The organism is Rhodanobacter sp. FW510-R10, assembly GCF_058781105.1.
The window spans coordinates 2,581,370-2,607,589 of sequence record NZ_JBYSWL010000001.1; the positions used below are offsets into that span (position 1 = coordinate 2,581,370).

Genomic DNA, 26,220 nt, shown 5'->3' on the forward strand with positions numbered 1-26,220 from the left:
GACCAGTGCAGAAGCCATATCTTCGCAGAAGAAAAAGCCGCCCCTGTCTAACAGGAACGGCTTTTGAATTGGTGCCCGAGGTCGGACTCGAACCGACAAGCCTTGCGGCGGAGGATTTTCTTCCCACTTCGGCTTTCGCCGCCGTCCTGCACGGGGCAGGGCGTTCGTGGTCTGGAGCACGCCTTCACCATAGCACTGCGTGTGACCGCTTTGCCGTAGGTGCCCGCCGTCTGCTCTCTACACCTTCCCACACCTTTCGGCCTGGGCTTGGCTCGGCATTAGCTCGGACTTGCGTCCAGGGCCTTCACCGAGTTTGACGGGCTTCACCTCAAGGATTTCTCCAAGAGGGCTCAAATTTGGTCTGAGTCCTCTGCGTCTACCAATTCCACCACTCGGGCGTGACGCAATCTTACAGCACTACCTTCTACTACTCGCTTGGAACCAGCCTGCATCGCCCTGGCTCCTGTTTGGTTCCTGATGCGAAAAGTGTACTTTTCGATCAAGAGCCGATACTTCGTTCAACCCCTTGTCTGATGCGGCTTGGCGGACGATGAACCCAAGCTAACCATAGGTAGAAGTACCTATTTTTGAGTCCGCCGCGTCTACCATTCCGCCACACCGGCATTGAGGTGCGAATTATGCCGGGTTCATTGCACGCGGTCGAGCCCGAGCACGCGCATGTCACGCGTGTAACCCTGGCCGTCGGGCAGCGGCTGGAACACGGAGCAGCGCAGCATCGGGCCGGCATAGACGTGCAGGCTGACGGTGACCGTGTCGTCGCTCGGGTTGCGGATGCTGTGGTATTCGTGCGGCGGGATCAGGCTGCCGGCGGAGCCTGCCGCGGCGTGGATGGAGCCGATTGCGCTGAACTGCCAGCGCTCGCCGCTGTGGTCCTGCAAGTCGTATTGCTGAATGTCGAGCGCACCGTGCCACACGCCCTCGACGCACCACATGCCGTCATGGTCGTGGATCGGCGTGCCTTGGCCGGGCGCCCAGGTCATCGCCACGACGCAATAGCCGTGCGCCTCGCTGCGATACAGCTCGCGGCGCGCGTAATGTTCGGCGCAGGGGACGAACACGCAATCGGGCAACTGGACCTCGCCTGAGCTCATGAAGTGGCACAAGCTCGCGCGCAGGCTGCTGGTGAGCGCCGCGGTGTCGGGCTGGCTGACGGCGACATCGATGGCATCGATGAGTTGCCGGCTACCGGGAAATGGCAGGTTGAGCACGGAAGTCTCCAGTCGTACAGGCTGCTTGATCGTAGCAGCGCGGGCTTCAGGCGTTACGCAAGGTCAGCAGGAAATCACCGATTGCGCGGCTGTAATTCGGGATATCGACCAGGAACGCGTCGTGCCCTTGTGGCGAATCGAGCGCGACGAAATCCACGCGGGCACCGGCCTCGCGCAGGCCGTCCGCGATCTGCTCCTGTTGCTGCAGCGGAAACAGGATGTCGGTGCTGACGCCAATCACCAGGGCGCGCTCGAGATGGATGCGCAGCAGGCCGGCGCGCACGCTGCCGCCGCCGTATTCGGCGGTGTCGAACCAGTCGCTGGCGCGCGACAGGTACAGGTAGCAGTTCGGGTCGAAATGGCGCACGAAGCGCCGCGCATGGCCTTCAAGGTACGACTCCACCTGGAATTCGCGGGCAAACGGTTCGTCCTCGCGCTGTTCCGGATCGAGCCGGATGCGGGCAAAACGGCCGTTCCATTCCATTGCCGAGCGATAGGTGATGACGCCAAGCTTGCGTGCCAGACTCATGCCGATCTCGGGATAATGGGCGTCATCGTACGCGCCTTCGTTCCAGCGCGGATCGAGGCGGATCGCCTCGCGTTGCAGGGAGCGGATGGCAATCGCAAACGGTTGCGCCTGCGGCGCGGTGTCGACGCTGATATGCGCGCGCACGCTGCCGGGGTGCAGCAGCATGTAGGCCAGTGCGCTCATGCCGCCCATCGAGCAACCGATCAGGCACGCCAGGCGCTCGATGCCCAGGCTGCGGACCACTGCATGGGCGGCATTGGCGACGTCCTCGAGCGTGAGTTCGGGGAAGGCGAGCCGATACGGTTCGCCGGTGGCCGGGTCGATGGAAGCCGGACCGGATGAACCCTTGTCGCTGCCCAGCGAGTTGACGCACACGAGGAACCAGCGGGTGGTGTCGATGGCCTTGCCGGGTCCGGCCATGTCCTGCCACCAGCCCGGGCTGGGGTCGGCGTCGCTGGCGGTGAGATGCGCGCTGGGTGACAGGCCGGTCAAGACCAGGATCGCGTTGTCGTGCGCCGCGTTGAGCGTGCCCCAGGTTTCATAGGCCGCGACGCCGCTTTGCAGCGCGCCGCCGCGTTTCATGGCAAAGGGCGAGGGCAGGGGACAATAGCGACGTGCGTCCCCTGCCATCAGCGATGGGCATCCATGACCGGGGTGGAGGCGGCAGGCGCCGGCGCGTTGGCGGCGCGCGCAGCCGCCACGGCAATCTGCTTGGCTACGGCCTGGGCCACCGCGGAGCCCGGCTCGAGCTGCGGCTGCAGCAGGCGCCAGGTGGCCTGCGCATCGGCATAGCGGCCCTGCTGGAAATCACTGATGCCAAGCAGCCACAGGCCGCGCTGGCTGTCCGGCTGCAATTGCACCGCGCGCAGCAGCAAATCGCGCGCCCGGCCCTCGATCAGGTGATCCTCGCGCAGCATGGAATCGGCCTCGGCCCAGCCAACCATGGCATCGGCATTGTTGGCATCCAGCTGCAGCGCATGGTCGTAGGCGTCGCGGGCCATGGCGGGCTTGCGCAAGGCCGTGCCGGTTTGGCCCAGCAGCATCCAGCCGGCCTGGTCACCCGGTTCCTGCGCGAGGTGGGCGCGGAGCGCGGCCACGGCATCGTCGATGGACTGAGGCATCGCGGCTTGCGCGTCGACGCCGCGCAATGCCGCCGGTGTGCCGACCAGTGCGTAGATGCCGGCCACGGAGAGTGGCAGCACCAGGGCCAGGCCCAGCGCCAGCCCAAACATCGCCCGCGAGGGACCGGCCTGCCGGCCACGACGCAGCAAGGGCACAAGCACGAAAATCAGCGCCACAACCGTCATGGCGGCGGCAATCAGGTAAAACACGGCAGTCACCAGTCATCCCCATTGTCGATTGGCGGCGCTACGGTCGCCGTGGCTTGCCGACGCTTGCGGACGGCTACCAGCACCACGCCCGCACCGGCCAGGAGGATGGCCGGTGGACCAAACCACAGCAGCCACGTACCCGGCTGCAGCGGCGGGTCATACAGCACGTAACTGGAGTAGCGCGCGACCAGGTACTGCTTGATCTGGTCGTCGCTCTTCCCTTCCTGCATCAGCTTGAACACCACCAGGCGCAGGTCGCGCGCCAACTCGGCGTTCGAGTCGGCGAGGTTTTCGTTCTGGCACACCAGGCAGCGCAATTGGCGGGTAAGGTTCTGGAAACGGACCTCCTGTGCCTGGTCCTTGAAGGGCAAGGGCTCGATGGCCTGCGCCTGGGCCGCGCCCATACCCACGAACAGCGCCAGCACCACCAGACAAGTGGAGGCCATGGCAAAGACGCGATGCACGCCACGCATCACCGCGTCTCCTTGGCGAGGGCGGCAATGGCCGGCTTCAATTCCCGGCGGATGATCTGAGGCGTGAACGGACCAATGTGCTTGTAGCGGATGACGCCCTGCGCGTCGACCAGGAAACTTTCCGGCGCCCCGTAGACGCCGAAGTTGATCGCGGTCTGGCCGGGGAAGTCCGCGATCACCAGGTCATAAGGGTTGCCATGGGTACGCAGCCAGTCCTTGGCGTCCTGCGGCTGGTCCTTGTAGTTGTAGCCGACCAGCGGGATGCCGAGGCTGCGCCCCTCGGCCATCAGCACCGGGTGCTCCTCGCCGCAGGCGATGCACCAGCTCGCAAACACGTTGAGCAGGTAGGGCTTGCCCAGCAAGCTGGCCTTGCTCACCAGGTGCGCCGGGTCGTCCAGCGTCGGCAGGTCGAACGCCGGGGCCGGTTTGTTGATCAGCGGCGAAGGCACCTCGCTGGGGTCGTGCTGGCTGTTCCACCAGATACCGAAGCCAAACAAGGCCAGCAGCAGGGCAAAGCCGAAGAGCGGCAGGTATCGGCTCATGCCGTGTTTTCCTGCGGGCGCAAGGCCGGTATGGGCTCGCTGCCCGGGGTGGCGACCACGGCCGCCTGCCGCTTCAGGCGGAAGCGCTTGTCCAGCGCGCAGGTGAACCCGCCCAGCATCATCAGCACGCCGCCACCCCAGATCCAGCGGATGAAGGGCTTGTAGTAAAGACGCAGCGACCAGGCGCCACGCACGTTGTTCGCATCCATCGGCTCGCCCAAGGCCACATACAGGTCGCGGGTGATGCCGGCCTTGACCGCCGATTCGGTCTGCACCTGGCCGCGCGGGTAGGTGCGCTTTTGCGGGTGCATGACCGCGATTTGCTTGCCGCTGCGGCTCACCGTGACCGTGCCTTGCTCGGCATGCCAGTTTGGCCCGGTGGTCTGCTGCGCACCATCGAAGCGGAAGCTGTAGCCACCGACCTCGTGCGTGTCCCCGGGGGCCATGCGCACGTCCGTGGTCACACTCAGCGCTTCGGACAAGAGCACGCCGACCAGGAAGACCGCCACGCCGAAGTGCGCCAGCAGCATGCCGGCCATCTCGGCCGGATAGCGGCGGCCACGCGGATACTCGCGCCAGCGCTTGTAGGCGTACAACGCCACGCCGAGGCCGACCCAGACTGCCGCCGCGGTGCCCAGGATCGCCTTGACCTGCCCATGGACGAAGAACGCGGCCACGATGGCGCACACGATGGCCGCGCTGGCAATCCGCAGCAGCACGCTCTTCAGCACCACGGGGTCGCCATGACCCCAACGCAGGAACGGGCCGAATGGCATCAGCAGGATGACGGGAGTCATCAGCAGCGGGAAGAGCAATCCGAAGTACGGTTGGCCGACCGAGATGCGGCCCAGGTGCATGGCGTCGCCGATCAGCGGGAACAAGGTGCCGAGCAGGACCATCGCCGCGGCGACGACGAACATCAGGTTGCCGATCAGCAGCGCCGTTTCACGCGAGATCACGTTGAACGGCTTGCCGTGCGCAATCTTTGGCGCGCGCCAGGCATACAGCAACAGCGAGGAGCCGATGACGATGCCGAGGAAGATCAGGATGTACAGGCCACGGCGCGGATCGGAGGCAAAGGCATGGATCGAGGTGAGCACGCCAGAGCGCACCAGGAAGGTGCCGAGCAGGCTCAGCGAGAAGGCCAGGATCGACAACAGGATGGTCCAGGCGCGCAGGCTGCCACGCTTCTCGGTGATGGCCTGGGCGTGGATCAGCGCCAGGCCGGCCAGCCAGGGCATGAAACTCGCGTTTTCCACCGGGTCCCAGAACCACCAGCCGCCCCAACCCAGCTCGCCATAGGCCCACCAGCTGCCGGCGACGATACCGAGGGTGAGGAAGCCCCAGGCGATATTGGTCCACGGCCTGGCCCAGCGCACCCAGGCCTGCGCCAGCTCGCCACCGAGCAGGCCGGCAATGGCAAAGGAGAACGCCACCGAGAAACCCACGTAACCCATGTACAACATGGGCGGATGGGTGGTCATGCCCGGATCCTGCAGGATCGGGTTGAGGTCGGCGCCGTCGGCGGGCATCGGCAGCAGGCGCCCGAATGGGTCGGAGGTGAAGATGGTAAACGCGAGGAAGCCCACCGCGATCAGGCCCATCACCGCCAGCACGCGCGAGGCAAAAACCTCGGGCAGGTTCTGGCTGAACATGGCCAGCGCCAGCGTCCACACGTTGAGGATCAGCACCCACAGCAGCAAGGAGCCCTCGTGGGCGCCCCACACGGCGGCAAAGCGGTAATACCAGGGTAGCGCCAGGTTGGAGTTGTCCGCGACGTACTGCACGGAAAAATCAAACGTCATGAACGCCCAGGCCAGGATGCCGAACGCCAGCGCCACGAACACCGCCTGGCCGGCGGCGGCCGGTCGCGCCACCGCCATCAACGCGTGGTTGTTGCGCCAGGCGCCAATCAGCGGCAGCACGCTTTGCGCGAGCGCCAGCAGCAAGGCGAGGATCAGGGCAAGTTGGCCAAGTTCTGGGGTCATGGCGGGAAGTCGATGGCGGAGGTGAGGAAACGGCGAACGGGGACAGCGTCGTGCAAGCTCACGGATCGGGACGGCCGCCGCCGCCTGACACGCCGCCCTCGGGCTTGATCTCCTTGCCGGCGTGCGCCTTGGCCATGGCGTCCTTCAACTCCTTGGGCATGTAGGTTTCGTCGTGCTTGGCCAGGACCTCGGTGGCGACGAAGTGGGCATTGTCCATGTGGCCGGTGGCAATCACCGACTGGTCGTCGCGGAACAGGTCGGGCAGGATGCCGGTGTATTCGACCGGCATGGCGCCATCGGCGTCGATCACGATGAACGTGGTCTTGAGCGAATCATCGCTGCGGTGGATCGAGCCGCGCTTGACCATGCCGCCGAGGCGGAAGGTCTTGTACCCGGACGCCTGGCCAGACTGCACCTGGCTCGGCGTCAGCAGGTAATTCATGTTTTGCTGCAGCGCGTAGATCCCCAGGCCAATGGCCAGGGCAGCGGCCACCGTCACGACCGCGACGATGGTGAGGCGGCGCTTGTGGGTACGGTTCATCTTGACCTCGAGGGCGCCGCCGTGGCGCCCGACTCATCGACCGGTGCCGCGCGAGCAGCACCCTGGCGCACCGCCTGGCGCGCCAGGTGGGCGCGCAGTTCCCGCACGATGCGTCGGCGGCGCAGCGTCGGCACCAGGGTGTCGCCAAGCAGCACGACCAAGAATACCGCGTACGCCGGCCAGACATAGGCGGCATAACCGCCCATCGCCAGGAACGCCTGGAAAGAGCCGCTCATGGCGCCGGCTCCGCTGCCACCAGCTCGTGCACCCAGGCCTTGTTGCCTTCCAGCGCCAACAGGTCGGTGCGCGCCCGCCGGCATAGGCTGGCGACGTAGTACAACTTGGTCGCCAGCGTCAGCACCAGGAGCGGCCAGAGCATGTCCGCGGCAATCTTCGAGGTGCCCAGGAAGTTGATCGTGCTGCCCTGGTGCAAGGTGTTCCACCAGTTCACCGAGAAATGCACGATCGGCACGTTGATGACGCCGATGATGGCCAGGAACCCGGCCGCCCGCGCCCCTTGCCGGCGATCCTCAAACGCGTGGTACAGGCCAATCACGCCGAGATACAGGAACAACAGCACAAGCTCGGAGGTGAGCCGCGCATCCCAGGTCCACCAGGTGCCCCACATGGGCTTGCCCCAGAGCGAGCCACTGACCAGGGTGATGAAGGTGAAGGCCGCGCCAATCGGCGCCGACTGCATTGCCACCACTTCGGCCAGCTTGAGCCGCCAGACCACGGCGACGAACGAGGCTACGCCCATCACGAAATAGATGAACATGCTCATCCATGCACTGGGCACGTGGATGAAGATGATGCGGTACGCGTCACCTTGCTGGTAATCGGGCGGCGCCAACGCCAGGCCACCGTAGAGGCCGATTGCGCCGGCCACCAGCGCCAGGCCCATCGCCCATGGCCACAGCGCCCCGGCAAAGCGATAGAACGTCGGTGGCGAACTCAGCCGGTGCAACCAGTGGGGAATCCAACGGCTCATGGTCCTCAGGCGTCCAGGGTGATACGAAGCGCGGCGGCGCATGCCAACGGCGCGAGGGCAACGGCCAGTACCAGGATGGCGGCGAGCCAGACGATCGGCGCGAGCCACGGCAGTCCCTGTTGGGCAGCCGCGACGGCGCCAGCGGCGAAGATCACCGCCGGCATGCAGAGCGGCAGCAACATCAGGGCGAGCAGCATACCAGAGCGCCGGGTGCCGGCCGTCAAGGCAACCAGCACCGCGCCGAGCAGACTGAGCAGCGGCGTGGCCAGGATGAGTGCCAGCAGCAGCACCGGGATGACCGCGTTCGGCAGGTGCAGCATCGCCGCCAGCAACGGGGCAATCACGATCAGCGGCAGTGCCGCGGTCAGCCAGTGGGCGAGGATCTTCATGCCCAGCAGCAGCGCCAGCGGTTGTGGTGCGAGCACCAGTTGTTCCAATGACCCATCCTCGATATCGCTGGAAAACATCGCATCCAGCGTCAGCAGCATCGCCAGCAGGACCGTCACCAGCACGACGCCGCCAGCGATGCGCTGCAGCAGCGTGTCCTCCGGCCCCAGCGCGAACGGGAACAGCACGGTCACGATCAGCGCGTACAGCACCGGCATGGCGATGTCGCCGCGCCGGCGCCATGCCAGCGTCAGGTCGCGCCGGAGCACGGCACCGCACCCCTGGATGAGACGCGAATGGTTCACCGCGGTTCCCCAACGCCGACGCGCCGCGAGCGGTTTGCGTGATCTGGATCAGTTCGGCACGGAGCGGCCAGCAGCGCGCGGGCGTACCAGCAGGAGGCGTCGCGTGCCGGTGCGTACCAAACCGGGCTTGGCCGGAGGTCAACCATGCAGGCGGATCCGCTGTACCGCGTCGCCCGCGGAAGTCACCGCATGGTGGCTGCTGACCAGGGCAGCCCCACCAGCCCCGGTATGCCATTGCAGTACCTGGTCGACCAGCGCCGTGCCGGCGTGATCCAGGTTTGCGTAAGGTTCATCGAGCAGCCACAACGCGGCCGGCAGAAGCAGCATGCGGGCCAGCGCGGCGCGCTTCTTTTGTCCGGCGGACAGGCGTCGCACGGGTTCGTCTTCGTAGCCGCGCAAGCCGACCTCGGCCAGCGTGGCGGCCGGGTCGGCTCCCGCGCGCTGGCCGTGCAGGCCGGTGGCGAAGCGCAGGTTTTCGCGCGGACTCAGGTCGGCCTTGAGTCCGAGTTGGTGGCCGAGCAGCAGGATGTCACCACCGCACTGGTCGTGCTGCAGCGGCTCGCCGCGCCAGCGCAATTCGCCGCAGCCGACGTGCAGCAGGCCGGCGACCATGCGGAGCAACGTGGTCTTGCCGCTGCCGTTCGCGCCTTCGACCCATGCCACTTCGCCGGCGTGCACTTGAAAGCTCAACGGCGCGAACACCGGTTCATCCTGGCGCAGGAAACTCACGGCCCGCGCTTCGAGCAAGGGCGCGATGGATGCAGGGACGGTCATCCCCGTGATTGTCCGCAAACGGGGTGGGGCTTGTCCATGCGACACGCTGCCACTGCATGGCGACTTGGGCGGCAGCAGCCGCCCGGGCTGCGAAGCCCTCGACGCGGCCCCCTTTTCAACCGCTGCCCAGCCCGCACAGCCGCCATGGGCCAACGAACCAGCGAAAACCTGGCCTCGCACTTGGGCCTTCCCGCCTCAAACGTTCCTGTCACCCCAGCTCCCTGGTCGGCAGCACGCGCAGGCGCGCCGGAGCGCGACCGCAGCCGCAGATATAGGCGTCCTGCGCGTACACCCGGCACAGCCGGTCCAGGGCACAGGTGTCGGCACCGACCAGATCGGTACCGACGACGAAAAGGCTGGGTTCATACCAGTCCATGGCGCCGAAACCGACGCCAGGATGGATCGCCAGTACCGCGTCGTTGCCGCGCAGTGCCTCCAGCAGCTGCCGCTGCGCAGCCAGGTTTTCCTCATCGGGTCGGGGGACGGAGTGGGGGTTCCACGCGGTGATGAAGCCCCAGTCGTGCTCACCCACCACGGCTTGCAGCGCGGCTGGCAGCAGTCTGCCGATGCGAACTGGCGACCAGCGCAGCGTGTCCAAGCACACGAGGTAGGTGCTCGCCTCGTACGCAGCCAGCAGGGCCTCATTCATGGGGCAGCGGTGGCAGCGGGGGCAGGGTGGCGCGAAGGGCGGCGACTGCAGCGTCCGCATCGATACCGTCGATGTCGGTGGCATCGCCCAGCAGCTTGCGTACAAACGCATCCTGCAGCCGCCCGCGCTCCATGGCGTAGGCATAGGGCAGGCGGGTGAAGCTGACCAGGCGGTACCGCGCCATGTAGTGCTGCGGTGCGCGCGCGGTGAACAGCGCACCCAGCTTGCGTCGCGCAAGGTAGTGCGGGTCGACGACGGAGTCGCGCATCTCGACGTAGTTCTCCAGCGCCATGGCGGTGATCGCGTCGGTATCGGGCTGACGCTGGCGCTGGAATTCGGCGAAGACGCCGGCGCGGTCGCGCGGCTCGGCCGCAAGGAGGTCGCACAGCACGCTGGTGTCTTCGAAGCCGCAATTCATGCCCTGGCCGTGGAATGGCACGAACGCGTGTGCAGCGTCACCGATCAGCAGGGCGCTGGCGCCAAGGTGCCAGCGCTCGAGATACAGCGTCGACAGCGTACCCACCGGGTGCGCTGTGTAGTCCGTGCCGAATCGTGGCAGCAATGGCAGCAGATCGGGGAATTGCGCGCCGAAGAATCCCGCGCCCGTGGCGGCGTCGGGCACGGTCGCGAAGCTGGGCGCGCTGCCTTGCGCCGGCAGGAACAAGGTGACCGTGAAACTGCGCTCGGGATTCGGCAGGGCGATGCACATGTAGCCGCCGCGAGGCCAGACGTGCAGCGCGTTCGGTTCCAGCGCGAACCCGTCATGACCGCCGCTCGCAGCCACGACAGCGGCCGGCAACTCAGCCGCAGGCGGAATCTCCAGTTCCTTGTAACCGTGGCCGAGCGATTCGACCCGTTCGCCGAGCGCACTGTGTGCGTTCATTGCGGCCCGCAGCGCCGAACCGGCGCCGTCGGCACCGATCAGCGTGGCCGCATCCGTCTCGCGCCCGACGCCGCCGGCATCGACCAGACGGATGCGCTTGGCGGCGAAGTCCGCACCCGCCAATGCCTGCCCGAAGTGGAAGCGCACCCCAGCTTGTTCCGCCGCGTCCAGCAGCAGCACGTTCAACGCGCCGCGCGACACCGACCAGATGACCTCGCTGTCGTCCACGCCGTAGCGTTGCAGCGCGCTGCGGCCGTCCAGCTCGTGCACCATGCGGCCGCGCATCATGATCGCGCGACGCAATACATCCTCGGCCAAGCCGCTGCGGCGCAATGGCTGCAGGCCACGTTCGGCCAGTGCCAGGTTGATCGAGCGGCCACCATCGAAGCCGGCCCGGCGCGGGTCCGCGAGCTTCTCGAACACGTCGACGGCAACTCCGCTTCGAGCCAGTTGCTGCGCGAGCAGCGCGCCGACCAGGCCGGCGCCAATGATGGTGATGGGAGCTTGCTGCATACGGCGATCCGGGGCGTAAAACTTGCCACTGTTCCGCAAGTCGCGCACAACTGCAATCCTGGGGGCATGGGCGGTGGCAGGGGCGCCGCGTGATGGCGTTGCCGTACACGCCTCCCGCGGGGTTCCGGAACCATCAGAGCGCCGGTTGCATCCATGTACTCATGCACGGGCACCCTCCGCCTGCCGATACCGTACCGGTCGGTTACACCGCACTGGACGATGCCGCACTGACCGACCTGGTCCAACGCGGCGAGCGCGAAGCATTCCGCCATATCGTGCAACGCTACGGGCGATACCTGTATCGCATCGCGCGCGGCGTATTCAACGACGATGCCGACGCCGAGGATCTGGTCCAAGAAACCTTCGTGCGCGCGTATCGCAACATCGCCACGTTTCGCGGCGAGGCGCCATTGCGCACGTGGTTGACCAGCATCCTGCTCAACGCTGCGCGCAGCCAGTTGCGCCAGCGCCACTCCATGGTCGGCCTGGATCAGGTCGATCCAGCGGTGCTGGATCCATACTGGGTTGAGAATGCGCATGCGGTGATTGCTGGCGGCGATCCTGCGGCGCTGGCGGCGCATGCGGAAATCCGTCGACTGCTACAACGTGCGATCGACGAGCTGCCGGCGGTCTACCGCAGCGTGTACCTGTTGCGCGAGGTCGAAGAGTTCAGCGTAGAGGCCACGGCGGCGCGCCTGGCAATCAAGCCACAGACCGTCAAGACACGGCTGCATCGGGCGCGACGTCTGCTGCGCAAGTCGCTGGGGCGGACGCTCAGCAACGTGCTCAACGGTACCTTCCCATTCCTGGGAGCGCGTTGCGCGCGCCTGACTGACACATTGATGGCTCGGCTTGCGGCCGAGACGCCGCTCGGTCATGAAGCATAGGGACATTCGATACACTTCTCACGCCTCTTGGAGCGCTGGAACTATCACGTCCGCTTGGACGCTTTATCTGGTTGCACGCAAGTAATCCTTGCGTGGCGTTATCCACATGGCAATCGCCGCAGCGAAGACTGTTTGGCCGTGTTCATCCCGCACTGCCACGTCCACCTGGAACTCGTTGGCCTCTGACACATCAAGCCGCGTTCTGGGCGTAGCGGTCGCTACCAGGTCTGATTTCGCCATTTCCAGGTATTGCACCGTCATGCCTTTTGGAATCCACCGGTGCGTAGGTGGGACCGTCACTTCCATCATGGTGCCGCCTGCCAGCTCCGCCATGTTGCACATGGCAATGGCATGCACCGATCCGAGGTGGTTCAAGACAGCGCGGCGCTTCCTGATGGCGACCTGACAGAAGCCGGGCCGTAATGCCTCGAAGCGGGGACCAATACTGCCGAAGTATAAGGCGCCTTGAAGCAAAGCAAGCGGGAGAAAACCCATTTGCCACCCGGCTTGTCGGCCAAGATGTCCCAAATATCCAAAGTACTGCGGTTCACTCACGGTCCTCGATTGACCCGCGCGCGAGCGAAAGCCGCGACGACCTGTCCCTGGTCGTCGCGGCGCCGCTTCCCCACACCTGGGTTGATTGCATCCGACCTACAGCGACTTCAAGTACTGCGCGATGTCGGCGATCTCGGTACTGCTCAGCCCGAGTGATTGCTTCGCGTTGTACTTCATCACCACGTCCACGAGTGTGGCCGCCGAACCGTTGTGGAAATACGGCGGATGCTGCCAGACGCCTTTCAGTGGGCTGGTGCGGTACTTCTTGGTGGCGCTACGCGACACGTAGCTCGGCACACCCGCAGCCTCGGGCTCGCTCGGCAGTTCGGCCACGTCGTGCAGGCGCTCATTGGCGTCGGTGAACTGCGGACCGCTATGGCACGACGCGCATCCCGCCTTGCCGTCGAACAGCACCTTGCCGCGTGCAGCAGCGGCAGTGTCGAAACTGCCAGCCGGCGGCGGTGGTGCCGCAATCGACAACTGGTAGGCCTGTAGCGCCGGCAACTTCGCGGTGACCAGGTCATCGGTCCCGTTGGTGATGTCGACACCATCCGCGCCAAGGCGTGCATCGGTGAAATTGCCGTGCCCGCCCATCTGGATCACGCTGACATAGCGGTTCCAGTAAGCAAGGTCGTCACCATCGCCGGTGAAGATGATCTTGTGGATGTCCTGCAGGCCAAACGCAGGCGGTATCACCGCTGGGCCGTTCAGGCCGTCGACATTGAAGCGTGGGTCGTACAGGCCCGGGCCCCAGGAGTTGTAGACGGCCTTCTTCTCCGCGCTCAGTGCCGGCGACAGGGCAATGATCGCGCCCGGATTCAGGTCGCGGTTGGGCCAGCCGTCCAGGCGATGGCCAATACCCTTGGCAAACGCATTGTCAACCGTGGAATGACACAGTGCACAGGTAATTCCAACCCGGGTCAGGGTGCTCTTGCCACCGGCGGTTTCCACCGTGCCCTTGATGCCGACCACCGCATTCAGGCCGATCAGCGCCAACGTGGTTTGTGGGTCAGTCAGGCTGATGCTGCCGTCCTGGATACCGGCCACCACGGCGGGCGGCAGCGCATCCATGTCCACCTTCAGGCCGACGGCCAGCGCGGTGGTCGGATCGACGGCGGCGGCGATGACGTCGTTCATGTGCAGCGCGTCGGTCCAGGTCGTTTCGTCGCCAAAGGTGTCGAAACGGAAGATCTGCTGGCCCTGATCGAGGAACGCCGTGTCGGTCACGGTGGAAAACGTCCAGACGAAATCCTTGGCCAGCGCAACGCCTGCGGTGCTCTTGACGCCAGTGGTGATCGTCGCCGTGCAGGTGACGTTCGCCGCCATGGGCTCGGCGACCTCGGACTGTGGCAGGTTGGTCGGTGTTTCGGTGATGCGTACGAACGTGGCTTTCTTCGTCGCCGCGTCATAGACGACGGAGCCGAACGGCTCCGCGTCGGCCGGACAGTTCACGCTGAAATTGGCGTTCTTCAGCGTCGCCGGATCGATCGCCTGGTCGAATGTGACACTGACCTCTGCGGTATTCAGCACTCCGGTGGCGGCGTCGACCGGAGTGGTGGACACCACGGTTGGAGCTGGCGCCGGCGGCGGCGGTGGAGGCATCGTCGACGTGTTGTCGCCATGACCCGAACCGCCACAACCGGCAAGGCCGACGCCTAGCGCGACGCACAGGGCTGTCGGCAAATACTTCCTACGCATGGACCTGCTCATTGGTACGCCTCCTCGATGAATGCAATCAGTCATCCCCGCTGCACTGCCTACCGGTGTTTGACGGCCGCAGTACCCCATGCCAGCGATTTGCGCTGACGCCCTGGAATTCTCTTGACGTACCGATGTACCCGCGGGTTGTCGCCCAGACGAGACGCCTGCAACGTATCCAGCCAAGCGCGGGACATCACCCTCGTCCACCAACCGACGCAGCGACCGACAGAAGGTTCCCGGCAATCGACTTTGTCGACACGCGTGGATCGCGGTCCATCGAGCATCGGCAGGCGCGCCGACGTGGGTACGCAACTCCGGCGGAACCTGCGGGCGACCAACTGCATCTCACCTCTGACGTCGATGCACCAGTGACAACCCGCCCAGCGCTGCGCCGTTGGTGCCGACGAATCGCCTCCGCGCCCGGGCAATGCGCCGCGTGGTCGCCAGTACGCACGAGACGGCTGGACGGCTGTTTCGTATCCCGTCAAAACTGTCAGGGTGACCCGTCATGCCAGTCCGTGCGTCAGCTCAACATGGTTTCACCCTGCTGGAATTGATGGTGGTGGTAGTCATCCTCGGCATCCTCGCGGCCCTGGTCGTGCCGAAGGTGATGAGCCGTCCGGACGAGGCGCGCGTGACGGCGGCGCGGCAGGATATCGCCAGCCTGCAGCAGGCGCTGCAGTTGTACCGACTGGACAACCAGCGCTATCCGACCACCGAACAGGGGCTGCAGGCACTGGTGATCCAGCCTGAGACCGAGCCGATCCCGCCGAACTGGAAGCCGGGCGGCTACATCAACCACCTGCCCAAGGATCCCTGGGGCCATCTCTACCAGTACCTGAACCCGGGCGTGCACGGAGAGATCGACGTCTACGGTTTCGGCGCCGACGGCGCGCCCGGTGGCGAGGGCAATGATGCCGACGTCGGCTCGTGGATGCAGTGAGGAAGGTCCGCGCCAATGCATGAAACCGTCATCCGCCAGAACCTGTGGGGTTTCACGCTGCTGGAGATGCTGGTCGTGGTGCTGATCATGGGCATCCTGGTGGCGACCATCAGCACCAGGATGCAACCGGGCGAGCGCGACCAGTTGCGCGTCGAAGCCACGCGACTGGCGCAACTTCTGGAACTGGCCACACAGGAAGCGCGCCTGACCGGCCGAAGCGTCGTCTGGACATCCAACGGCATCGGCTATGCATTCTGGCGCGAGCGCGATGCCGGCGTGTGGTCACAGATCCTCGACGACGACGTGCTGCGCGCACGCAGCTTGCCGCGCGGTATGGTGATCGCCGGGTTGCGCGACGAAGCCGGGCGCGCCCAACCCATGTTGCGCCTGGAGCTCGGCGCGGATGAGGCAACATCGGCATTCTCGCTCGAGCTGTCACTGGGCAATGAACGCTATGCGATCGCCGCCTCTCCGCTCGGCGACTTGCGCATGGCGCCGGGGGCGGGGAAGACCTATGCCGACATGCCGGCACCGTAGCGCGGCCGGGTTCACCCTGGTCGAGGCGCTCGTCGCCATGACGATCGTCGCGGTGTCCCTGCTGGCCGCGCTGCGCGTGGCCACGCAAGGCACGAACCACGTCGGTGAACTGCATGCGCGGTTGCTGGCCGGCTGGATCGCGGCCGATCGTCTCGCCGAACACCACGCTCGCGGCGATTGGCTCGGCGTGGGTGTGCTGACCGGCGCCGAACGCGAGGGCAACCTCGCGTTCGGCTGGCGTGAAGTCGTCTCGGCGACGCCGAGCCCGGTATTCCGCCGCATCGACGTCTATGTCTTCGAACCGACGCAGCCTGCCCACTTCCTCGCGCATGTCGCGGGTTTCATCGTGCAGCCGGCGGGGGGTGGCGGATGAAGCTCAGCCGTGCCTGGCATGCCCGCGGGTTCACGCTGATCGAGCTGCTGTCGGCGCTGCTCGTGCTTTCGCTGCTCACGCTGATGGCCTATCGCGGGCTCGGCGTGATCATGGCGTCACGCGACCGTATCGCGGCGGAATCGGCGCAGTGGCGACAGGCCGAGGCGTTCTTCATGCGTTTCGAGCGCGATGTGGCGCTCGCCGCACCGCGCCCGGTGCGCGACGGTGCGGCTACCGCGCCGGCTTGGCTGGGCCGCCCCGCTACAAGGCAGTTACCGCTGGTGGAATTCAGCCGGTACGCTGCGGCAGGCGGCGTCGACGCGCCACACCGTATCGGCTACGGCATCAATGCCACGCGGCAGATCGAGTTGTGGATCTGGCCGGGACTCGACCTCCCGGCCGACACCCCGCCCACCCGGTACGTGGTGCTCAGCGACGTGCTGCGGTTCAATCTGCAATACCTCGGTCCGGCGCTGACCTGGAACCGGACCTGGCCGGTGGTGCCGAGTGATCCACCGCTGCCGTTGGCCGTGCGCTTGCTGGTGCAGTTCAACTCCGGCGAAACCGTGGTGCGCGTGTTCGCGCTGCGCTCATGAGGCCCGGCGAGCACGGCGCGGCGCTGCTGCTGGCGATGGCGATCACGGCGTTCGCCGCGGTAGCGGCCACGGCAATGCTCGTCGCATTGAGCACGTGGTCGCGCCAGGCCAGCCTGGTTGCCGAGCATGTCCAGGCGCAGGAACTGGTCATGGCCGGCGGTGACTGGGCACGCGCGCTGCTCTTCGATGATCGCCAAGCCAGTGGCGAGGTCGACCACGCCGGGGAGCCGTGGGCGCTGCGCTTGCCGCCGATACCCTTCGAGAACGGGGAGCTCGTCGGCCGTATTGAGGATCAGCAGGGCCTGTTCAATCTCAACAACCTGGTGCGCAACGGCAAGCTCGACGTCACGCAGTACGCGCGTTTCCAGCGCCTGCTGGCGATCCTCGGCCTGCCGGCACAGTTGGCCGCGACGCTCGGAGACTGGATCGATGCCGACGATGTGGTGCAACCGGACGGTGGTGCCGAGGACGCCTACTACCGCGCGCTCGACAGGCCCCATCTCGCTGCCGATCGACCCTTGGTTGACACCGGCACGCTGGCCCTGGTGCGTGGATTCGATGCTGGCGTGCGCGCGCGTCTTGCACCGTTCGTGACGGCGCTGCCGGGCATCACGGCCATCAACGTGAACACCGCGCCGGCGGAGGTGCTCGCGGCCGTTGTCGATGGCCTGGACCTGGATGCGGCGCGGAGCCTGGTTGCCCATCGCGCTGGCACGTTCTATCGCAACACGGGCGATTTCTCGGGCCAGCTCGGCGTGGGCGCCAACGTGCCGGAGCGGGACGTCCGCGTCGGCAGTGACTATTTCCTGGTGACGCTGCGCGTGACTTACGGCAAGGCGCAGGCACGCGGCACATTCCTGCTGGCGCGGATGGGTCCGGCGCGCTGGCCGGATGTCGTGTGGCGGCAGCTGCGATGAGCACGCTGCGCATCTTCTGTCCGTTGTCGGCGCCGCCCACGGCGTGCCAGTGGCTGCTGTTCGAGGATGCCGGTGACGTCCAGGTGGGCGAGGGCATGCCGGCGCGACTGCCGCCCGGTGCCGCCCGGGTTGAATTGGTGCTCGCCGCCAGCCAGGTGCTGCTCACGCGGACGCGACTGCCGCCAGCCGGCCGGCGCCGCTCCGCCGCACTGCTGGCCTATGCCGCCGAGGAGCGGTTGGCATCCGATCCGGACGTCAACCGGGCGAGTCAGCTCGGTCAGGTCGATGGCGATGACGTGCTGGCGGTGGTGAACCGGCAGCACCTGCAGGCCTGGCGCGACGCGTTGGCTACCGCCGGCATCCAGGTCGACGCCGTGTATGGCGCCACGTTGCTCTTGCCCCTGCGCAGTAGAGAGTGGAGCCTCGCCTGGAACGGGCAGGAAGGCTTCGTGCGCACCGGCGAGTTCGAGGGCGGCGCGACCGACTGCGGCAATCCACAGACACCGCCATTGGCCTTGCACTTGCTGCTCGATGCGGCGCGGACACGTGGCGCGTCACCCACCGCGCTCGCCCTATTTGTGACGGCATCGTCGGCGCAGCCGGATATCACGGCATGGCAGCAGAGTCTGGGCATCAGCATCCGGCTTGTGCAGCAGCAGGACTGGCGAAAGGCACCGGCACCAGCCGGGATCCAGCTTGATTCGCCACGCTGGCACTGGCGCCCGTCTTCGGCGACGCTCTCGCGCTGGCGGCCGGTTGGCTGGATTTTCCTCGCGGCCCTGGTGCTGCACTCGACGGCACTGCTGGCCGATCGCCTGCGCCTGGCAAACGAGCAACAGCAGTTGCGCCAGCAGATGGAGACGCGCTTCCGCGCCTTGTTCCCGACTGCCGTGGCGGTGGCGGATCCGGTGCTGCAGACGCGTCGGCAACTCACGCAGGGGTCGTGCCCGGATAAGGGTAAAATTGGGTCATAAGCCTCAAACAAGGCTTACGCGTCTCACTTCTTGCCCTGTTTCTTCCGAGGCGTTGCTGGCGACTTCCGTTCGTCCAGCAGCGTACTGATACGCGACTCGGCGGTGATAGCCCGAGTTTCGAGCGACTGCATCGCCGTTCCCAAACCTTCCAATTGCCCGCGAGCTGCGGCCAGTTCGATGGCCATGCGATCGCGATCCGCGACAGCCGCGGCCAATGCCCCCAAGCGGGTATCACGCTCGGCCAGTTCACGACGGTGATGTCCTGCTTCGGTGCGCAGCTCCGCCAAACTGGCTTGTTGTCGCTCCAGTCGTTCTCGCGTTTTGACCATCTGCTGTTCTGCGCGCCACTGGCCTTCGCGAGCTGTATCGATCTCCTGCAGCATGCGGGCTTGGGCGGCCTCCAGCCGCTCGTTCGCTGTATCACGTTCGACCTGAAAAGCCGCATCCCGGCTCGCAATCACGGCTTGGAATTCTTCGGCCTGGTCAGTTTGCGCTTGACGGATGCGTTCGATCTGTTCGGCGGTGTCGGTCTGGAGTGCGATGAGTTTCTGCTGCAGTGCCTGGCCATCCTGAAGCGCTTGATTCTTCGCGGTGGCCTCGAACTCCACTCGCGTTTGCAGCGTGGTGATCTGCTGTCGAAGTGTTTCGCACTGTTCGGTCAGTGTCGTTGAGGTCGCCAATGCGTCGTCGCGCGCCTGCGTAACCGTAGCGTGCTGCTGCTCCGCATCTGCCACGGCAGCTTCCAAAGTGCTCCGCTGTTCGGCGAACACCACCTCGCCCTGTTCGACGGCCACCACCCACAGGGCACGCATGGCGTCGGCCACAGCAGCCGGGAGATCAGCACCGAGCGCATCGGCCTTCGTACGTTCGTCCTTCCACTGCTTCAGCTCGTCATTGATCGTCGTACGGCTGCCTTGCTGGATGACGGCGTAGATCTGGTCGACGGTGATTTCGTGCGGCCGCTTCGCACCGGCAACGAGTTGGGCGGCGGCTTCACGGGTACGCTGACGGGTATCGCTGACACGGCTCATGGCAAATTCCCAGTCGCTCGGAGGGTCAATTTCGAAGGATAAGAGAATGTATATCATAGTATTACGTTATATACGTAATGATTAAATCAAGAAATTTACGATAACTCCTATAATCGAAAGTCTTTTGGCAGTACGCTGCTTTTCCCGCGATGCCGGACATCGGAAAGCATGACTGAGCCCGACTTGAGCCTTGTGGCGCTGCCCCATACCCTTTCACCCGCCCTGTCTGGATGCGTCGGCACCAATCGCGCGCCGACGAGCGTGGTGCGCCAAATCGCGGCCGATGACGATGTGGCCGCGATCGGTCTGTGGCTGGCGGAATATCACGACTCGCCGCATACCTTCCGCAGCTACCGCAAGGAGGCCACGCGGTTGGTGCTCTGGGCCACCCAGTTACGTAACAAGCCGGTGTCGAGCCTTACTCGCGAGGACGTGATCGCCTACGAAGCCTTCCTGGCCGAGCCACCCACTACCTGGTGCGACGCCGGCCTGGCGCGTCACGGCGAGCATCGACGATTGTTTGTCGGTCCATTGGCCGAACGTAGCCGGCGTCAGGCGCTCGGCATTCTTGCCGGACTGTTCAACTACCTCGTGCGCGCCGGCTATCTCGCCGGCAGTCCGTTTGTGTTGCAGCGACGACGGGCAAGACGCGGAACCCGTCGCACGATCGAACGCTACCTCGATCGTATCCTCTGGGAGGAAGTCCTACGCATCGTCGACGGCTGGCCACAGACAACCGCACGGGAAAGGCAGCGCTACGAACGCGTTCGGTGGATCCTTCGCTTCCTCTATGAAACCGCACTGCGAGCCGCCGAAGCGGCGGCCGCCAGCGAAAGTGACTTCCAACATATCCGCGGACGGTGGTGGCTGCGCATCGTGGGCAAAGGCGGCGTCGAGGGCACGATTCCCCTCAGCGATGGGCTCATGGAGGATTTCGCACGTTACCGGCGCTTTTATGGGCTGCCATCCGCACCTGCCGGCGACGGCAAAACTCCCGTCATTCTGGGTATCGCCGGAAGGCCTTTCCCGTTGACGTCCACCTCGGTTTACCAGATCGTCAAGGGCGCCTTTCGGCGCGTGGCCGAGACGCTGCAAAAGGAGGATGGTGCCAAAGCCACGCGTGTGCGGCGGGCATCAACACATTGGTTACGGCACACAGCCGCCACGCATCAGGCCGAGGACGGCACCCCGATTCATCACATCCAGCAGAACCTGCGCCACAGTTCCATTGGCACCACGTCGATCTACATTCACGCCGAAGAGGATGCACGGCATGCCAGCACCACAAAAACGCGCCAGGAGGCAACGGCATCCCAAGGAGACGTCCTATGACTGATCCCCAGGGCCTACCTCATCCGCACATATAATCAACCTTGGATCAGCCGGAGTGCCGCCCCAAGGCAGCCACAGACGCCGAGCGTCCATGCCATGCCGACGCGGTAGCGAAGCATGGCGATCATGGCTCCGGCGGCAAGCACCAAGGCGGCGGGGTTTAGCGTGGACAGCTGAGGCAAATCGAGGTGAATAGGCCCGGCATTCAGCGTTCGCACAGTGCCGAAGATGGTGTGCTCCGCAAACCACACCGACAGGTTCAGCACCACACCCACCACGGCGGCCGTCACGGCACTCAGCGCCGAATTCAGTACCCGGTTCCCACGCAGCGCCTCAATGTAGGGACCACCGAGGAAGATAAACAAGAAGCACGGCACGAAGATCACCCAGACGGTCAGCAGCGAGCCGAGCATGCCGGCAACCCAGGGAGACATGCCGCTCTGGTGCTGGAACGCCGCCATGAAAGCCACGAATTGCACCACCATGATCAGTGGCCCCGGCGTGGTTTCCGCCAGTGCCAGCCCGTCGAGCATCTGCGCTGGCGACAGCCAACCGTAGTCGGTCACCACACGCTGGGCGACGTAGGCCAGCACCGCATAGGCCCCGCCGAAGGTCACCACGGCGGTTTCGCTGAAGAGCAAACCCTCGCGGGCGAGCACGCTGGTGTGACCAAACAGGATCACGACGGCCAGCACCGGCGCAGCCCACAGCGCCAGGCCGATCCCGGCCGTGCGCAACGCTCGTGTTCGTGACGGCTTGGTATGGACCAATTCGCCGCGCAGCATCAACTGGTCGATCAGGTAACCATCACCGGCCAGCTCCGCGGCCGTGGCTTCGGCCGGGAACCACTGTGGGAACCACCGCCGCGCCCCGATGCCCAACACCGCCGCTCCTGCGATGATCAACGGGAACGACAGCCGGAACACGTGAATGGCCAGGAAGGCCGCAGCCGCGATGCCGACGAAGAAGTGACCTTTCAGGGCGCGTCGCGCGATGCGAAGCACTGCTTCAACGACTACCGCCAACACCGCGGCCTTCAATCCGAAGAAGACAGCCACCACCATCGCCACCTGGCCCACGAAGGCATACAGCACACTCAGGCCGGACAGCACTAGTACGCCGGGGAGCACGAACAGGCAGCCGGCGATAAGACCACCGACCGTGCGATGCAATAGCCAGCCGATATAGATGGCCAGTTGGGCCGCCTCGGGACCCGGCAGCAACATGCAGTAGTTGAGGGCATGCAGGAACCTCGGCTCGCTGATCCAGCGTCGCTGTTCGACCAGTTCGCGGTGCATCACGGCGATCTGGCCGGCCGGGCCACCGAAGCTCAGCCAGCCGATCTTCGCCCATACCCGGGTGGCCTGTGCGAGGCTGACATACTGCGGCGGTGTGGTGACGGTCATGGCCTTCTCACGAGCGTGCCACTTCGGCAAGGGCGCGATGCAGCGCCTGAGCCTGCCCGAAGCGGCGATCGACCTCGTTCCACTGGACGTTGGCAAGGAATGCGTCGATGTATTTCAGCGCCGCCGCACCATAGTCCATCTGGTAGGAGTGCTCGTACATGTCCATGACCAGCAGAGGCAACGCGGTCGCGAGTATCTGTGTGTGGTGGCCCGACCAGACCGTGCGCAGCTCACCGGTCATCAGTTCGAACGCCAGGATCACCCAGCCACTACCGCCGCCAAGGCTCGCGCCGGTAAGGCGGAAATGGGTTTCCCAGGCATCCATGCCGCCGTACGTGGCCGAGATGGCCGCAGCGATATCGCCGGTAGCGCGACCATCGCCCCCCAGGTTGCCGAAATACGCTTCGTGCAACGTCATCGAGTTGCGATACATCAGCTCGTGCTGGCGCAGGCCGCCGACGACAAACGCAGGCGTGTCCTTGCTGACCTGCGCCAGCTGCTTCTCCAGGGTATTGAGGTTGCGCACCGCCCCACCGTAATTGTTCTCGTGATGCGAGACGATCAACCGCTCCGAGAGACCGATAAGCGCGCGCGGATCGAAGGGCAGCGGTTGCAGTACATGCTGGCCCGCAAAGGCGGGCGACGTGGAATCGGACATGGCGATACCTCTTGCGTGTATTACGAACGAAAGTCCCAGCGCAACTTGGCAATCACGGCGTTCGAGATGGGCGCGTAGCGTGCGATCGGATTGGTCGGCGAGGTTTCCACCCCGTGATTGAAGACCAGATAGAAATCCCGCCCGGGTGCGACGATCCAGTGCAGACGCGCGTTGAGGCCGACATGGCCTTGTCCCGAGTCGTACTGGGTAAAGCTGGACACGATGAGGTCGGGGCTGAAGGAGTAACTCAGCTTGAGTTGGTAGAGCCGCTGGATGAACCGGCCTTGCGGCAAGCGACCGACATCCGTTTCATTCTGCAACTCGAAGCGTAGTTTTCCTTCCCGTGCCGTCCAATCCACGAACGGCATGTATTGCGTCAGCCGTCCGCCGTAGAAGTCGCCCAGTTCCACCACGCTGCCGATGCGCCACGGCCGCGCATCGGACGATTGCGTTTCGACACGATAGCGATTGAAGTGGTAGCGGCCCGCCGGCAAGGTCACGCCATCGACGATCTCGAACGGTTCGGTCAGCGCCTCGTAATCCGGAATCCAGTCGAACTCGTAGTGCTCGCCGGATTCGGCGTCGACATTGAACGGGGCGGTGAAAATGCGCCGGGTCTGCGTGGTGCCATGCAGGTCGTCGATCTGCTGCACTTCGAATTGGTAGAAAAACTGTCGCGCCCAGTTGAGTGCGTCGCTGGTGGGACGCGGCCGGTAGTCGATATACACGTCGTACTGGTGCGTGCCCGGGCGTGGCAGGAAACCCAACGCCGGGTTGAGAGCATCACCGAACACATTGACGCTGGCATTCCAGTTCCACAGGTCATTGGGGTACTGCGCGTAGACGCCCCAACCCGAATGCCGTCCTTGCAGACCATCGTCTTGCGTACGCGCCGCCCAACCCGAAAGCGTCAGGTTCTTGTCGCCACGAAAGGTGGCCGTATGCCAGACCGCATCGACGCCCGCAAAGAGATTATGGGTCTGTCCGGTCGGATCGCCGCGTGTCACCAGCGTACCGACGCGCAAATGGTCATCGACGTCGTAGGTCAGGCGCCCGACGAACAAGTTGATCGGGCGGCCATCGAGGCCCGACGGGCCGGTTTGCACATCCAGCGCACCGATCGACCACGGGCCGGTTTGGCCGATAAGCTTGACGCCTTCGTCCAGGCGCACCGTTTCGCCGTTCAGCAGGCCGACGCGACGCGAGTAAAACGGAATGAACGTGCTGGTGAGGTCACCAGTCTGGCTGAGTCCGGCGGCAAAGTTGAACTGGTTCGAGCCTTCCAGGAAGAAGCGGCGCTTCTCCGGCAGCGACAAGGAAAAACGGGTCAGGTTGATTTGCTGGGCATCGGCCTCGGCCTCGGCGAAGTCGGGATTGACCGTGACGATGGCCGCCAGTTCGGGGGTCAGGTTGTAGCGCACATCGCCGCCGATTTGTGCCGATTGGCGGTTACCGAGGCTGTCGTGATTCATCAGCACGTAGGGCGATACTTCCAGGCCATGACCCTGTTCAAGGCCGCGGGTCCCGTTCAGGACGCCCATGCGGGAAAGATCGAAGATCAAACTGTTGAGAGTGATGCTGGCCCATTGCAGGCTGAGCTGGGCACGCGGCACGTAACGCTGCACATTGAGACCCCAGCGATCCAGACCCTTGCGAAATTGCAGACTGCGTGTGTCGATCGCGATCTCGGCGCGCCAGCCGTCCGCCGTTTGCCGAACCTTCGCCCGCCAGATCCCATCCCAGTCATAGTTCGGGTCCGGCGATGCGGGAGAGATCAATCCATCGGTCCGCGCGCCACCCGCATTGACCTGAAACACGTAGCCGACCCGGTGGTTGCCGAAGGTGTCCAGCACCACCGTGACGTGATCGTCGTTGGTCTGGTCGCTGTCGCGCTCCAGCGTGTGCACGGAACGCTTGCCAAACTCCGGATCGACGCTGTCGATCCACAGATACAGATGCGTGCGATCCTTCAGCACCCGCACCGTCGTGCGGTAGGGCGTCGGTAGGCCCGGACGCGGATCTTGTTGCGTGAGTTCGATCCCCGCCGACTGTGCCCAGTCCGAATCGCCGGGCAGCGCATCCATGAGGGTGTTACGTACCGGTAAGACGCTGACCTCGGGCGGCACGATGATGTGATCTGCCCCGATCGCCGCACGTACATTCGGCGACAACAAAGCAAGGAACATCAGTGTCGATCCGCCTACACGTTGGCTGGCATACCAGGTCATGGGTTGACCCGACCCCTCAGGGCTTGTGGACCGCGGCTTGCGCATCAAGCGCAGCGCGGAATCCGCGAGCCAGTTCCGCAGCTGGCCCCTTGCCCCAGAAGTGGGTGAAGTACAAGTCGGGTTGCACGTCCATCATGTGATTGTGCAACGCCACCACATGGATACCGGCCTTGCGCAAGGCCTGCAGCACGGGCTGTACTTCCGTGGCGGCCATGATGAAATCGCCGTCCATCGCGGCCGCGTTGTCGCTGCCGCTGAATGCGGCCCAGGTGGTGAGCCCCATCGAGCCGCCGACCGGCATGCCCTGCATGCTGCCGGTACGCCCGATCGTGATCTTGGCGATCCCTTGAAGGTCGACCGCCGGCTGACCCACGATCTTGCTGAGCGCATCCGCGTTGATATGCCCGACGGTTGGCGTTATCCCCGCGAATCCCGCCGCCGGCCGTGGATGCGCGCGGCGCACCGCGCGAATGGCCGTCCAGACGGCCTTGACGCCGGCGGCAAGCGTTTCAGGACTGCCTTCGCCGCCGATGTGCATGAAGTAGACCTTCGGCGTGTCGTAGAAAAAGTGATTGTGCAGCGCCGTGACGGTGAGACCGTGGGCAAACGCCGCGTCCATCGCGGCGTCCACTTCGTCCTGGAACACCACGGTGTCGCCCATCACCATGGCACGTCCGCCCGCCATGGGTGAGAACGCGGCCCAGGAGCCCAGGCCCGCCGCCGGCGGCAGTTTCATGCCATCCACGGTGACGGCGACATCGGTACGCGACCAGCCAATTTTCACGACGCCATCCGGCGTCGTGGTCGCGGTCGCGCCACTGGCCGCGCCAATGGCTTTCGGATCCAGCTGGCCGGCTGCCAGCGCCGGCAGCGCCAAGCCAAGGAGCATGGCCGCGGCCATCCGGTGAAAACGACGGCCATGAAGGGCTCGCGGGTGGTCATGGGTA

At 65.2% G+C, this 26,220-nt stretch carries 28 protein-coding genes; 8 read left to right on the forward strand and 20 right to left on the reverse strand.

The window, feature by feature from the left end:
* Positions 1–647 precede the first annotated feature (647 nt).
* The 13 genes from AC3WJB_RS11175 to AC3WJB_RS11235 all read right to left on the reverse strand — a co-directional run bounded on the left by AC3WJB_RS11175 (position 648) and on the right by AC3WJB_RS11235 (position 11,135).
* On the reverse strand, positions 648–1,229 hold the full coding sequence (locus AC3WJB_RS11175; RefSeq protein WP_492681549.1) for a cysteine dioxygenase family protein: 582 nt from the start codon (positions 1,227–1,229) through the stop codon (positions 648–650).
* Positions 1,230–1,275: 46 nt separating this feature from the next.
* Positions 1,276–2,388: a homoserine O-acetyltransferase MetX gene (metX, locus tag AC3WJB_RS11180; RefSeq protein ID WP_492681551.1), complete on the reverse strand. Its 1,113-nt coding sequence runs from the start codon at positions 2,386–2,388 to the stop codon at positions 1,276–1,278.
* On the reverse strand, positions 2,388–3,098 hold the full coding sequence (locus AC3WJB_RS11185) for a tetratricopeptide repeat protein (RefSeq protein ID WP_492681553.1): 711 nt from the start codon (positions 3,096–3,098) through the stop codon (positions 2,388–2,390). Before AC3WJB_RS11185 ends, metX begins: the two co-directional genes overlap by 1 nt.
* Positions 3,095–3,562 (reverse strand): cytochrome c-type biogenesis protein, encoded by a 468-nt coding sequence (locus AC3WJB_RS11190; RefSeq protein ID WP_492681555.1) that lies wholly within the window; start codon positions 3,560–3,562, stop codon positions 3,095–3,097. The genes AC3WJB_RS11185 and AC3WJB_RS11190 overlap by 4 nt, the downstream gene beginning before the upstream one ends.
* A complete protein-coding gene (locus AC3WJB_RS11195) occupies positions 3,562–4,104 on the reverse strand; it encodes a DsbE family thiol:disulfide interchange protein (RefSeq protein ID WP_492681557.1) in 543 nt (180 codons plus the stop codon). Before AC3WJB_RS11195 ends, AC3WJB_RS11190 begins: the two co-directional genes overlap by 1 nt.
* The gene (locus AC3WJB_RS11200; protein WP_492681559.1) at positions 4,101–6,092 is read right to left on the reverse strand and encodes a heme lyase CcmF/NrfE family subunit; all 1,992 of its coding nucleotides are present in this window, start codon (positions 6,090–6,092) and stop codon (positions 4,101–4,103) included. The genes AC3WJB_RS11195 and AC3WJB_RS11200 overlap by 4 nt, the downstream gene beginning before the upstream one ends.
* A gap of 58 nt (positions 6,093–6,150) precedes the next feature.
* A complete protein-coding gene (gene ccmE, locus AC3WJB_RS11205; RefSeq protein ID WP_492681562.1) occupies positions 6,151–6,633 on the reverse strand; it encodes a cytochrome c maturation protein CcmE in 483 nt (160 codons plus the stop codon).
* Complete coding sequence (gene ccmD / locus AC3WJB_RS11210; protein WP_492681564.1) at positions 6,630–6,869, reverse strand: heme exporter protein CcmD; 240 nt, start codon at positions 6,867–6,869, stop codon at positions 6,630–6,632. The genes ccmE and ccmD overlap by 4 nt, the downstream gene beginning before the upstream one ends.
* On the reverse strand, positions 6,866–7,624 hold the full coding sequence (locus AC3WJB_RS11215; protein WP_492681566.1) for a heme ABC transporter permease: 759 nt from the start codon (positions 7,622–7,624) through the stop codon (positions 6,866–6,868). Before AC3WJB_RS11215 ends, ccmD begins: the two co-directional genes overlap by 4 nt.
* A gap of 5 nt (positions 7,625–7,629) precedes the next feature.
* Complete coding sequence (ccmB, locus tag AC3WJB_RS11220; RefSeq protein ID WP_492681568.1) at positions 7,630–8,316, reverse strand: heme exporter protein CcmB; 687 nt, start codon at positions 8,314–8,316, stop codon at positions 7,630–7,632.
* A gap of 138 nt (positions 8,317–8,454) precedes the next feature.
* Positions 8,455–9,090 carry a cytochrome c biogenesis heme-transporting ATPase CcmA gene (gene ccmA / locus AC3WJB_RS11225; RefSeq protein ID WP_492681570.1) on the reverse strand — a complete coding sequence of 212 codons (636 nt, stop codon included), beginning with the start codon at positions 9,088–9,090 and terminating at the stop codon, positions 8,455–8,457.
* A 208-nt stretch (positions 9,091–9,298) separates the two neighbouring features.
* Positions 9,299–9,739 carry a DUF3293 domain-containing protein gene (locus tag AC3WJB_RS11230; RefSeq protein WP_492681572.1) on the reverse strand — a complete coding sequence of 147 codons (441 nt, stop codon included), beginning with the start codon at positions 9,737–9,739 and terminating at the stop codon, positions 9,299–9,301.
* Positions 9,732–11,135 carry an FAD-dependent oxidoreductase gene (locus AC3WJB_RS11235; RefSeq protein WP_492681574.1) on the reverse strand — a complete coding sequence of 468 codons (1,404 nt, stop codon included), beginning with the start codon at positions 11,133–11,135 and terminating at the stop codon, positions 9,732–9,734. Before AC3WJB_RS11235 ends, AC3WJB_RS11230 begins: the two co-directional genes overlap by 8 nt.
* Positions 11,136–11,296: 161 nt before the next feature.
* Here AC3WJB_RS11235 and AC3WJB_RS11240 point away from each other — a divergent pair, with 161 nt between their 5' ends.
* On the forward strand, positions 11,297–12,022 hold the full coding sequence (locus tag AC3WJB_RS11240; RefSeq protein WP_492681576.1) for an RNA polymerase sigma factor: 726 nt from the start codon (positions 11,297–11,299) through the stop codon (positions 12,020–12,022).
* A 63-nt stretch (positions 12,023–12,085) separates the two neighbouring features.
* Here the strand turns inward: AC3WJB_RS11240 and AC3WJB_RS11245 are convergent, their stop codons facing one another.
* Positions 12,086–12,577, reverse strand: coding sequence for a hotdog fold domain-containing protein (locus AC3WJB_RS11245; RefSeq protein WP_492681578.1), 492 nt, complete (start codon positions 12,575–12,577; stop codon positions 12,086–12,088).
* Between the two features lie 96 nt (positions 12,578–12,673).
* Positions 12,674–14,275, reverse strand: a complete 1,602-nt coding sequence (locus tag AC3WJB_RS11250; protein WP_492681580.1) for an Ig-like domain-containing protein — start codon at positions 14,273–14,275, stop codon at positions 12,674–12,676.
* A 511-nt stretch (positions 14,276–14,786) separates the two neighbouring features.
* Here AC3WJB_RS11250 and gspG point away from each other — a divergent pair.
* From gspG to gspL, 6 genes are read left to right on the forward strand one after another with little or no spacing between them, the layout of a single operon-like run.
* Positions 14,787–15,221 (forward strand): type II secretion system major pseudopilin GspG, encoded by a 435-nt coding sequence (gene gspG, locus AC3WJB_RS11255; protein ID WP_492681582.1) that lies wholly within the window; start codon positions 14,787–14,789, stop codon positions 15,219–15,221.
* Positions 15,222–15,236: 15 nt separating this feature from the next.
* Positions 15,237–15,758: a GspH/FimT family pseudopilin gene (locus AC3WJB_RS11260; protein WP_492681584.1), complete on the forward strand. Its 522-nt coding sequence runs from the start codon at positions 15,237–15,239 to the stop codon at positions 15,756–15,758.
* Positions 15,736–16,131, forward strand: coding sequence for a type II secretion system minor pseudopilin GspI (gene gspI, locus AC3WJB_RS11265; protein WP_492681586.1), 396 nt, complete (start codon positions 15,736–15,738; stop codon positions 16,129–16,131). Before AC3WJB_RS11260 ends, gspI begins: the two co-directional genes overlap by 23 nt.
* Positions 16,128–16,727 carry a type II secretion system protein GspJ gene (locus AC3WJB_RS11270; protein WP_492681588.1) on the forward strand — a complete coding sequence of 200 codons (600 nt, stop codon included), beginning with the start codon at positions 16,128–16,130 and terminating at the stop codon, positions 16,725–16,727. Before gspI ends, AC3WJB_RS11270 begins: the two co-directional genes overlap by 4 nt.
* Positions 16,724–17,644 carry a type II secretion system minor pseudopilin GspK gene (gene gspK, locus AC3WJB_RS11275; protein WP_492681590.1) on the forward strand — a complete coding sequence of 307 codons (921 nt, stop codon included), beginning with the start codon at positions 16,724–16,726 and terminating at the stop codon, positions 17,642–17,644. Before AC3WJB_RS11270 ends, gspK begins: the two co-directional genes overlap by 4 nt.
* On the forward strand, positions 17,641–18,618 hold the full coding sequence (gene gspL, locus AC3WJB_RS11280) for a type II secretion system protein GspL (RefSeq protein ID WP_492681592.1): 978 nt from the start codon (positions 17,641–17,643) through the stop codon (positions 18,616–18,618). Before gspK ends, gspL begins: the two co-directional genes overlap by 4 nt.
* A 23-nt stretch (positions 18,619–18,641) precedes the next feature.
* On the opposite strand, the gene AC3WJB_RS11285 is transcribed toward gspL, so the two are convergent.
* Entirely contained in the window at positions 18,642–19,649 is a 1,008-nt protein-coding gene (locus AC3WJB_RS11285) for a DNA-binding protein (RefSeq protein WP_492681594.1), read from the reverse strand.
* Between the two features lie 168 nt (positions 19,650–19,817).
* Here AC3WJB_RS11285 and AC3WJB_RS11290 point away from each other — a divergent pair, with 168 nt between their 5' ends.
* A complete protein-coding gene (locus AC3WJB_RS11290) occupies positions 19,818–20,981 on the forward strand; it encodes a tyrosine-type recombinase/integrase (RefSeq protein ID WP_068098889.1) in 1,164 nt (387 codons plus the stop codon).
* 35 nt (positions 20,982–21,016) lie between these two features.
* Here the strand turns inward: AC3WJB_RS11290 and chrA are convergent, their stop codons facing one another.
* From chrA to AC3WJB_RS11310, 4 genes are read right to left on the reverse strand one after another with little or no spacing between them, the layout of a single operon-like run.
* Positions 21,017–22,387 (reverse strand): chromate efflux transporter, encoded by a 1,371-nt coding sequence (chrA, locus tag AC3WJB_RS11295; protein ID WP_068098891.1) that lies wholly within the window; start codon positions 22,385–22,387, stop codon positions 21,017–21,019.
* Between the two features lie 7 nt (positions 22,388–22,394).
* Entirely contained in the window at positions 22,395–23,045 is a 651-nt protein-coding gene (locus AC3WJB_RS11300) for a superoxide dismutase (protein ID WP_068098893.1), read from the reverse strand.
* 20 nt (positions 23,046–23,065) lie between these two features.
* Positions 23,066–25,231: a carbohydrate binding family 9 domain-containing protein gene (locus AC3WJB_RS11305; protein ID WP_492681597.1), complete on the reverse strand. Its 2,166-nt coding sequence runs from the start codon at positions 25,229–25,231 to the stop codon at positions 23,066–23,068.
* Between the two features lie 58 nt (positions 25,232–25,289).
* Entirely contained in the window at positions 25,290–26,162 is an 873-nt protein-coding gene (locus AC3WJB_RS11310; protein WP_492681599.1) for a DUF1259 domain-containing protein, read from the reverse strand.
* Between the last annotated feature and the right edge of the window lie 58 nt (positions 26,163–26,220).